Source organism: Cohnella nanjingensis, assembly GCF_014212125.1.
Classification (GTDB): Bacteria; Bacillota; Bacilli; order Paenibacillales; family Paenibacillaceae; genus Cohnella; species Cohnella nanjingensis.
In genome coordinates this window covers 1-7,960 of record NZ_JACJVP010000092.1, presented here as the reverse complement: position 1 = coordinate 7,960, position 7,960 = coordinate 1, and the positions used below count along the sequence as shown (strand labels likewise).

The following is a 7,960-nucleotide window of genomic DNA, read 5'->3' as shown; positions in this document are numbered from 1 at the left end:
ACATTGGCGGATGGCGAGCTAGAGCGGCGAATGTGAGGAAATCATGTACCTACGTTGGCGGTCGGCGAGCCGGAGCCCGAATGTGAGGAAATAAACTACCTACATCTGTGGTCGGAGCGGGCTTAATCCGCGACAGCCACGTACAGCGAAGAGGCTGTCTCTCAGGTCATATTACGACCTTATGAGACAGCCTCTTGCTTATTCCCTCAAATCACCATTAAGATTTAACATAGCATCTATTAAAGAATGGAAAGAAAGCGTTTGCTCAGGGTTTGGAGGCCAAACAAGAAGCACCGACGAAGAAGCATCGGCAAAGGGGAGCGAGAGGATGGAGAAGGCGGAGCTTCGCGGGACGATGGCGCGCCTCGCGCCGGCCGGGCCCGGCCTGTACGTGCCGGAGGGCGCGGACCCGGGGCGGTATTGGCGAACGCTGGCCGACTCTCACGCGCAGGCCGAGACGGCGCGCGAGATTCGGGCGGAAGGCGAGCGGCTGCTGGGGAAGCCGATCCCCGCGCTCACGGAAGAACTGTTCCTGTCCTTCGCGCGCACGGGCGTCCGCTTGGACTACGAGCGGGCGTACTTCGCGCGCAGACGCAGGCTGAACACGTTCGCGCTGCTGTCCTGGATGGCGCCCGAGCGGGACGACTATCTCGCCGCTTGGACCGAGACGGTCGAGGCGGTCTGCGCGGAAGCAACCTGGTGTCTGCCCGCGCACGTGAAGGGCCTGGAGACGGATGGCGAGATCGACCTGTTCGCGGCGGAGACGGGCTTCACGCTCGCCGAGATGCTGACGATCGGCGGCGAACGGCTGCCGCAGGCCCTGCGCGAGCGCATCGCGAAGGAAGCGGAGACGAGGCTGTTCGAGCCCTATCTGACCCGGGGGCCCTACGGCTGGGAGACGGCGAAGCACAACTGGTCTGCCGCCTGCGCGGGATCCGTCGCCTCGGCTGCGCTGCTGCTGATGGCCGACCCCGACCGGCTGGCGGGCATCGTCGGCAAGGCGCTGGACAGCATGGCCTGCTACCTCGCAGGCTTCGGCGAGGACGGCGCTTGCCCGGAGGGGCTGGGCTACTGGAATTACGGCTTCGGGTACTACGCATACTTCGCCGACCTGCTGCGGCGCCGGACCCGGGGCGAGATCGACCTACTCGCGGTCCCCAAGGCACGCCGGATCGCCCAGTTCCAGCAGCGGTGCTATCTGGTCGGCGACCGGACGGCCAACTTCTCAGACGCGCTGCCCGCGTGTTCCGCGCAGATCGGCCTGTCGGACTATCTGTCCGGGCTGTACCCGGAAGTGGAACCGCCTCCGCGGTCCATCCGGGCGCGTTACGCGGACGATGCCTGCAGCCGGTTTGCGCCGGCGCTGCGGAATTTGATCTGGGCGAGGCCCGGCGAGGCGGCGGATGCATGGCCGTCCGGCAGCTGGTACCTGCCCGATGCGGCGTGGCTCGTCTCGCGGCATGCCGGATCCGAGGGGCGGTTCGGCTTCGCGGCGAAGGGCGGGCACAACGACGAGCCCCACAACCATGCGGATGCCGGGCACTTCATTCTGCTCGCGGACGACGAGCCGGAGTTCGCGGCGGACCTCGGCAGCGGCGAATATACGGCGAAGAGAGGTACAGCTACGCCTGCAACGGAGCGCAGGGCCATTCGCTGCCAATCGTGGACGGGGCCCTGCAGCAACCCGGCGCGGATCGCGCGGCGGTCGTCCTCGAAGCGGCGGCGGGCGCCGCGGAGGACCTGCTTGCGCTCGAGTTGGCCGGGACGTACGGCCTCGCGCGCCTGCAGTCGCTCATCCGCCGCTTCGTCTGGCGGAAGACGGCGCTGCCGACGCTCGAGCTCGCCGACGACTATCGCTTCGCGTCGGCGCCGGAGCGCGTGACGGAGCGCATCGTGAGCCGCGCCGTCCCCGCGGTCGCGCGGCCGGGCGTCATCCTGCTGGGCGGCGCCGCGAGGCGAACGGTGCGGCTCGCGTATGACGGAGAGGCGCTCGACCCGCAGATCGAACGCCGCGTCTTCCGCAACCATTTCGGCGAAGAGGAGACGTATTATACGATCGACCTTCACGCGAGAGATCCGCGCGTCTTGTCGTTGCGGATCGCGCTGACGTTCCAATTCCAATGAACAGGCTGCGGCAGTGATGTCCGACGAATGGCAATCGGCGATGGCCGTTGAGCAATCGATCCAACCCTGGTGGAAGAAGCCTGGACGCAGACCGTCGCCAAGACGCGGCGCACGAGCGCCCGCATCGGCGCGAACTTCCCGCACGCCAGCCAAGGCGGCGCTACGTGCTCGAGGAGCCGCATCGGCGGACGGCCGGATTCTGGCCGGGCCTGCTGCTGCTCCTCCACGACGGGAGCGGCGAAGCCGCGTTCCGCGCGTTGGCCGAGGCGTGCGAGGATCGGCTGGATGACGTGCTCGACGGCTACAACCGGCTCGACCACGATATCGGCTTCATGTGGACGCTGACCAGCTTGGCCAACTACAAGCTGAGCGGCTCGTCCGGCTCCAAGCGCCGGGCGTTCCGCAGGCGGCGGNNGGGGAGCGGGCCCTCCCGCGATCAGGCTTGTCTAACGAAAAGAGGACGGAGCGCCTGTCGCTCCGTCCTCTCCCCATTTTATCGAATAAGGCCTTGTTCCCCGTCAGCCGTGCCGGCAGAGCGCTTCGGTCATCAAGTACGACAGCGTCGCCTCGGCGCCGCGGTTCACGTTCGGACCGTCGGCCTGCAGGCCGTCGCAGCAGCTGCCGTCCGCCGCGTCGGCCATCGGCGCCTGCAAGTCGTTGTCGCCGAAGTACCAGTCGAGACAGCGGTCCCGCGCTTCGCGAAGCACGGCCGCATGCGCGAGAGGGTTCACCACCTGCGCGTTCTCGGGCGCTTCGGCATCGGCGGCGTCGGGCCCCGATTGGACGGCGAGGGCGACGCCGACGGTCGCGAGCGGATCCTCCGCGCCGCGGCCGGCGGGGCGGGCCCCCGTCTTCCCGCGTTTGCGCTGGTCGTCCGCCGCGTCGTACGCGAGCAGGAGCGACACGCCTTCGCGGTCCGCCGCTTCGAGCGCGCGGGCGGCTTCCTCGAACGCCAAGGCCAACTTGAACATCTCCAGCGGCTGCTGGTCCCAGCGGCTGATCGCCTTCGAGGTGCACCAGCCGTCGTTGCCGATCGGCCGGAACCAGCCTTCGCCCGCGGTCATTACCGTCTGCAGGGAGGACAAGCTGTCGAGCCCCGCCTCCAGCGTCTCGGGACGGCGGGTCAGCCGGTACGTGCGGAGCATCGCCCATGGCAATACCCCGTTGCCATAGGTCATGGCCGGCTCGAACCAGCGCCAGCGGTCGTCGGAGAAGTGGTTGAACGCCCCGATCATCATCTCTTCGATGCGGTTCAGATGCCGCTGCAGCTCCTCGCGCCACCCGCTCGGGAGCTTGACGACGCCGTCGCGGTCGGCTTCGAGCACGTGGGCGCAGGCGGCCATCGCGAACGCCTGGCCCCGCAGCGAATCGATCTTGCCGATCGTCCGCAGCGCCCGCTCCAGCATGCAGAGCGCGGCGTCTTTGTGCGTAGCCGGCAGCCGAACCCACGCGTCCGCACAGCTCCAGATCGATCTCCCTTGGCAGTCGTGAGAGATCTCCTCTTCCTCCGGCGAACGGTCGTAGGCGACGTTGTTGTGCCACCAGCCGTCGTCCCGCTGGTTCCACAGCAGGAACGCCAGGTAGTTCGAAGCCAGATTTAGCAGCAGCTCCCGGTCCTCCCGGGACAGTCTCGCTTCGTCCGCGGCGCTGATCCATTCCGTGACGGTCCATAGGGCGCGCGCGTTGTCGTCGGTCGTATACCCTTCCCGGCGCCGGGGGATGCGGCCCAGCGCGTGCTCCAGCAGTCCGGTATCGTCCGTCATGCGGCTCAAATGGACAAAAGAAGGCGGGGCAGCCCGCCTTTTTCGGTTAAATGACATCGGCCATCCTCCAGCGCTTCTCCGCGGCCGTCCGCTCCAAGAGCCGCAAGTATCGGTTTCCGACTTCCGGCCACTGCATGCTGCGGCCGATCTCGGCCATCCGCTGCTCGGTGAACGCCAGCTTTTCGGGATAGGTGAACAGTTCGATGATCTTCGTGCTCCAAGCGTCCGCGTCCCCGTAAGGAAGCAGCAGCTCGTCGTAACCCTGAAGCAGGTCTTTGGCATAAATATAGGGTGTGCTCAACACGGGGCGGCCGAGGCCGACCGCGTAAGCGAGCGTGCCGCTCGTGATCTGCTGCATGCCCGGGTACGGCGTCACGTACAGGTCGGTCGCCATGAGGAGCGAGACCAGCTCTTCCTCGGGAATGTAGCGGTCGATCATGCGCACGTGATGCTGAAGACCGAGCTCCTCGATCAGCGCGTTCAGCTCTTCGCGGTAAGATTCGCCCTCGTGCTTGCGCACTTCGGGGTGCGTCTGGCCGGCCAGCACGTAGAGCAGGTCCGGCACCGCCTTGACCGCCGTGGCGAGAGAGCGCAGCACGAGCTCGACGCCTTTGCTGCGGCTCAACAGGCCGAATTGGAAGACGACCTTGCGGTTCTCCCAGCCGTAAGCGTGGCGGGTGCGGATCCGATCGGCGCGGCTTGGCACCGGCGTGCCGTGCGGGATGAAGGAGATCTTCTCGAGCGGAATGTCGAAGTGTTCGTGCAGGTAACCGAGCGCTTTGCGGTTCATGACGTGGATGTGGTCGCTGCGCCGCGCGATCTCCGCTTGAATGGCGGAGTAAGGCTCTTGGGGTTGCTCGAATACGGTGTGGAACGTGGTCGCGACGGGTTTGTTCAGCCGCTCCAGCAGGTCGAGCGCANNTGCTGGAGCGAGACGACGTCGACCGCGCTGCGGTTCAGGTAATCGGCCATCCTCCGATAATCCTCGCGTTCCTGCTTGAGCAGGGGCAGATGCCAGTGCTCCGTGTATAGTTCGGTCTCGTCGGCATCGCACAGGGCGACGACCGGGTCCGGGAAGATGCCGCCCTGCGCCTGCTTGACCGCGTCCCGTAGATGGTGGGTATAGGTGGCCAAGCCGCATTTTTTAGGCACATAGGTGCTAACGTAAGCGATTTGAAAGGTTTTTGGACTCATTGGTTGTGCACCTCCAACGTTCTGTTGCCGCCCGGCGCGGCGCTGCCCGCGCTGCTGCATACCTCTTCCCGCATCACATGGGGACCGGCGACCTGCATGCCCGAGCCGAAAATGCATTCGTTCAGCTGCGCGCCCGCGCTGACCTTGCAGCGGTCCCACAGGATCGTCTTGGACATTCTCGCGTGTCCGCCGATCCGGCAGCTGTTGCCGATGATCGTGTACGGACCGATAATGCTGCGGTCCCCGATCGTGACGTTATCGCCGATCATGACCGGCGGGACGAGCAGGACCCCCTGCCCGATCTGGACGTTTTCGCCGATCCAGATGCCTTTCTCGTTCATTTCCTTGCCGCTGATCGAGAGCGGAAACTTCCGGTCCAGCACGTCCCAATGCAGCTGGCGGTAACGGTCCTTCGTCCCCATGTCCATCCAGTAGCCGTTGATGGGGTAACCGAACACCCCGCTTCCATTGTCGATCAGAAGAGGAAACGTTTCTTTCTCGATGGAAACGACCTTCCGGGCGGGGATGTGAGCCAGCGCGGCTCTGTCCATGATGTAGATGCCGGCGTTGATCAGATTCGAGGGCGCCTCTTCCCTCTTCGGCTTCTCGACGAAGTTGGTGATCCGTCCGCGGTCCGCCCGTTCGACGACGCCGTAATGCGACGGGTCTTCCACCTCCGTCAGGCAGATGGTGACGAGGCCGTCATGCTCCTCGTGGAACCGAAGCGCGTTCTGCAGGTCGATCTGGTGAATGATGTCGGCATTGACGACGATGAACCGGTCGCGAAGCAGGTGCTCGGCGTTCTTGATCGCCCCTGCGGTGCCCAGCAGCTCTTTCTCCACGGCGTATTCGATCCGAACCCCATATTTGGAGCCGTCCCCGAGAAAAGATTCGATCAGTTCGCGGTAATGCTTGACGGCGATTACGAATGCGTCTACGCCTTGTTCCTTGTAGTTCAGGATCAGATGCTCCAGCCAAGGCCGATTCCCGACGAGCGCCATCGGTTTCGGCAAATTTTCGGTGAGCGGCCGCAATCTGGTTCCCAATCCACCGGCGAGAAATAGTGCTTGCATGGATCATCAGCCTCCGTTTCTGTTTCAGTACCCTCACGATGTCGGGCGCATGTCTCTCTTTAACGCATTCTGGCGAGAACGAAACACGGCGCAGACCAAAACAAACGCCTTCCCGATCGCTTGCGCGCAGGGAAGGCGTCATGTGAATTCTAGGATTCGTAGGAGGAAAAGGCGGCGTATGCGGCGGCGAATCATGCGGCTCCCCGGCAACGGTCGATAGGCCCAATCGACTTGGTGAAAAGGCCGATGCTACCGCCTACTTTACCGGAAAAAGGGTGTTCCCGCAAGAGTTCTAATCGCCGCCGCAGCAGGACAATCCTTGTCCGGCGCCGCTCGCCGCGGGTCAGACCCCTCGGCCGCGGCGACCGAAGATGAGCGATACGATGAACAGAACGATGAAGAGAAAGAACAGGAACTTGGCCACGCCGACGGCAGCGCCGACGATGCCGCCGAATCCGAAGATCGCGGCCACGATCGCCACCAAGAGGAAAACGAATGCCCAGTATAGCATAAGAACGCCTCCTTCAAAGGTTGTGGAAACGCCGTACCATGCGATGCGCCGACAGCGGGCGGCGGCATCGGCGACGGCGTGAACTTGCCTCATCCTTACCACGGCCGTCTGGGGCTGAATCATTTCGCGGCACTGGAAATCCGAACGGTCTCCACGCCCGGATACCGACGGTTTCGCGCGGATATCGGACGGGTAAGTTGTGGAGTTCGGCAATCTTCCGTTGCCACGGCGGGGGATCGAATTTATAATGGAGTTGCGGTCGAAATTATCGATAATCGATAAAAGGGCAAGGGGGGTAGATGACGAAGTTCGATTTTGCATCATATTATCGATAATCGATAAAGAATAGAAGGTGGAGAGCCGATGCCGGAGGAGCAGCCGTATTTTAAATTCAATTCCATCAGCGCGCAAGTCTATGGCGTCCTGAAAAAAGAAATTCTGTCGGGCGAGCTTCAGCCGGGCACCCGGCTGATCGTGCTCGATATCGCCGGCAAGTTCGGGGTCAGCCAAGCGCCTGTCCGCGAAGCGCTGGAGAGGCTCAAGCAGGAAGGCTTGATCGTCGGCATTCCGAACAAAGGCTCGGTCGTTTCCCCGATTACGTCCAAGGAGATCCGGGACATTTTCGCGGTGAGAGAGATCATCGAAGGTTTCGCCGTTCGGACGACGATGCCGATCTTGACCGAGGAGGATTACCGATACTTGGAAGCGATCATCCAGGGGATGGACCGTGCGATCCGGCAGAACGATCTGCTGAATATTTTGGAGCAGGACATGGAGTTCCACGGGTTTTTCTATAAGCGGTGCGACAATCACGTCATTCTGGAGATGTGGAATCAGATGCGGACGAAGGTGATGCGCTTCATGGCCATCTCCAACCGCCATTACACGACCGACGGGCTGGTCGAATGGCATCTTCGGCTGATCGACTTCCTGCGGAAAGGCGATCTCGAAGCGGCCGAACAAGCTTTCGTCGAACATATGCACTCGTACAAGATGATTCATCTGGATTAGCGTCAAGCATGCCTCGATATGCCTTTCATCGCGAAGGGGGAATGGAATATGCCGGCAGATCAATCGCTGTTCCAAGAAGACCGGATTCTGACCTGGATGAGGGACCACTTGCTGAGAGAGCTGGTGTCGAGCAAAGAAAGCGCGAAGTCGAATCTGAAGGAGCGCATGTTCCAACTGAAGTTGAATCCGTATTATACGTTTCCGACCGTCGCCCTGATCGAGCCGGCCGTGCCTACAGGCGCGGAGCGCGAGAGACGTGAAGACCGGGAGCGCATGCGGGAGGT

General features: G+C 63.1%; 8 protein-coding genes and 1 pseudogene. 4 read left to right on the top strand and 5 right to left on the bottom strand.

Features of this window, described 5'->3' with window-relative positions:
• Window positions 1-328: 328 nt before the first annotated feature.
• Both H7C19_RS33940 and H7C19_RS35145 read left to right on the top strand, forming a co-directional pair.
• A complete protein-coding gene (locus H7C19_RS33940) occupies window positions 329-1,882 on the top strand; it encodes a hypothetical protein (protein ID WP_185673521.1) in 1,554 nt (517 codons plus the stop codon).
• The gene (locus H7C19_RS35145; RefSeq protein ID WP_185673520.1) at window positions 1,879-2,124 is read left to right on the top strand and encodes a hypothetical protein; all 246 of its coding nucleotides are present in this window, start codon (window positions 1,879-1,881) and stop codon (window positions 2,122-2,124) included. The genes H7C19_RS33940 and H7C19_RS35145 overlap by 4 nt, the downstream gene beginning before the upstream one ends.
• On the opposite strand, the gene H7C19_RS33930 is transcribed toward H7C19_RS35145, so the two are convergent.
• The 5 genes and pseudogenes from H7C19_RS33930 to H7C19_RS33910 all read right to left on the bottom strand — a co-directional run bounded on the left by H7C19_RS33930 (window position 2,064) and on the right by H7C19_RS33910 (window position 6,665).
• The gene (locus H7C19_RS33930; RefSeq protein WP_185673519.1) at window positions 2,064-2,444 is read right to left on the bottom strand and encodes a hypothetical protein; all 381 of its coding nucleotides are present in this window, start codon (window positions 2,442-2,444) and stop codon (window positions 2,064-2,066) included. The genes H7C19_RS35145 and H7C19_RS33930 overlap by 61 nt on opposite strands.
• Window positions 2,445-2,642: 198 nt before the next feature.
• Entirely contained in the window at window positions 2,643-3,887 is a 1,245-nt protein-coding gene (locus H7C19_RS33925) for a hypothetical protein (RefSeq protein ID WP_246470211.1), read from the bottom strand.
• Between the two features lie 46 nt (window positions 3,888-3,933).
• Window positions 3,934-5,081, bottom strand: a pseudogene (locus H7C19_RS33920) (glycosyltransferase).
• Complete coding sequence (locus H7C19_RS33915) at window positions 5,078-6,154, bottom strand: nucleotidyltransferase family protein (RefSeq protein WP_185673517.1); 1,077 nt, start codon at window positions 6,152-6,154, stop codon at window positions 5,078-5,080. Before H7C19_RS33915 ends, H7C19_RS33920 begins: the two are co-directional and overlap by 4 nt.
• A 343-nt stretch (window positions 6,155-6,497) precedes the next feature.
• Window positions 6,498-6,665 (bottom strand): DUF1328 domain-containing protein, encoded by a 168-nt coding sequence (locus H7C19_RS33910; protein ID WP_185673516.1) that lies wholly within the window; start codon window positions 6,663-6,665, stop codon window positions 6,498-6,500.
• A gap of 363 nt (window positions 6,666-7,028) precedes the next feature.
• Between H7C19_RS33910 and H7C19_RS33905 the strand changes: the two genes are divergently transcribed.
• Both H7C19_RS33905 and H7C19_RS33900 read left to right on the top strand, forming a co-directional pair.
• The gene (locus H7C19_RS33905) at window positions 7,029-7,676 is read left to right on the top strand and encodes a GntR family transcriptional regulator (protein ID WP_185673515.1); all 648 of its coding nucleotides are present in this window, start codon (window positions 7,029-7,031) and stop codon (window positions 7,674-7,676) included.
• 48 nt (window positions 7,677-7,724) lie between these two features.
• Window positions 7,725-7,960, top strand: a 236-nt coding sequence (locus H7C19_RS33900) for a hypothetical protein (protein ID WP_185673514.1), incomplete at its 3' end; no start/stop codon positions are given.

Bases quoted from the DNA above. Each gene is read 5' to 3' on its own strand.
- H7C19_RS33940 (WP_185673521.1), top strand. From the start codon at position 329: ATGGAGAAGGCGGAGCTTCGCGGGACGATGGCGCGCCTCGCGCCGGCC.
- H7C19_RS33925 (WP_246470211.1), bottom strand. From the start codon at position 3,887: ATGACGGACGATACCGGACTGCTGGAGCACGCGCTGGGCCGCATCCCC.
- H7C19_RS33915 (WP_185673517.1), bottom strand. From the start codon at position 6,154: ATGCAAGCACTATTTCTCGCCGGTGGATTGGGAACCAGATTGCGGCCG.
- H7C19_RS33910 (WP_185673516.1), bottom strand. From the start codon at position 6,665: ATGCTATACTGGGCATTCGTTTTCCTCTTGGTGGCGATCGTGGCCGCG.
- H7C19_RS33905 (WP_185673515.1), top strand. From the start codon at position 7,029: ATGCCGGAGGAGCAGCCGTATTTTAAATTCAATTCCATCAGCGCGCAA.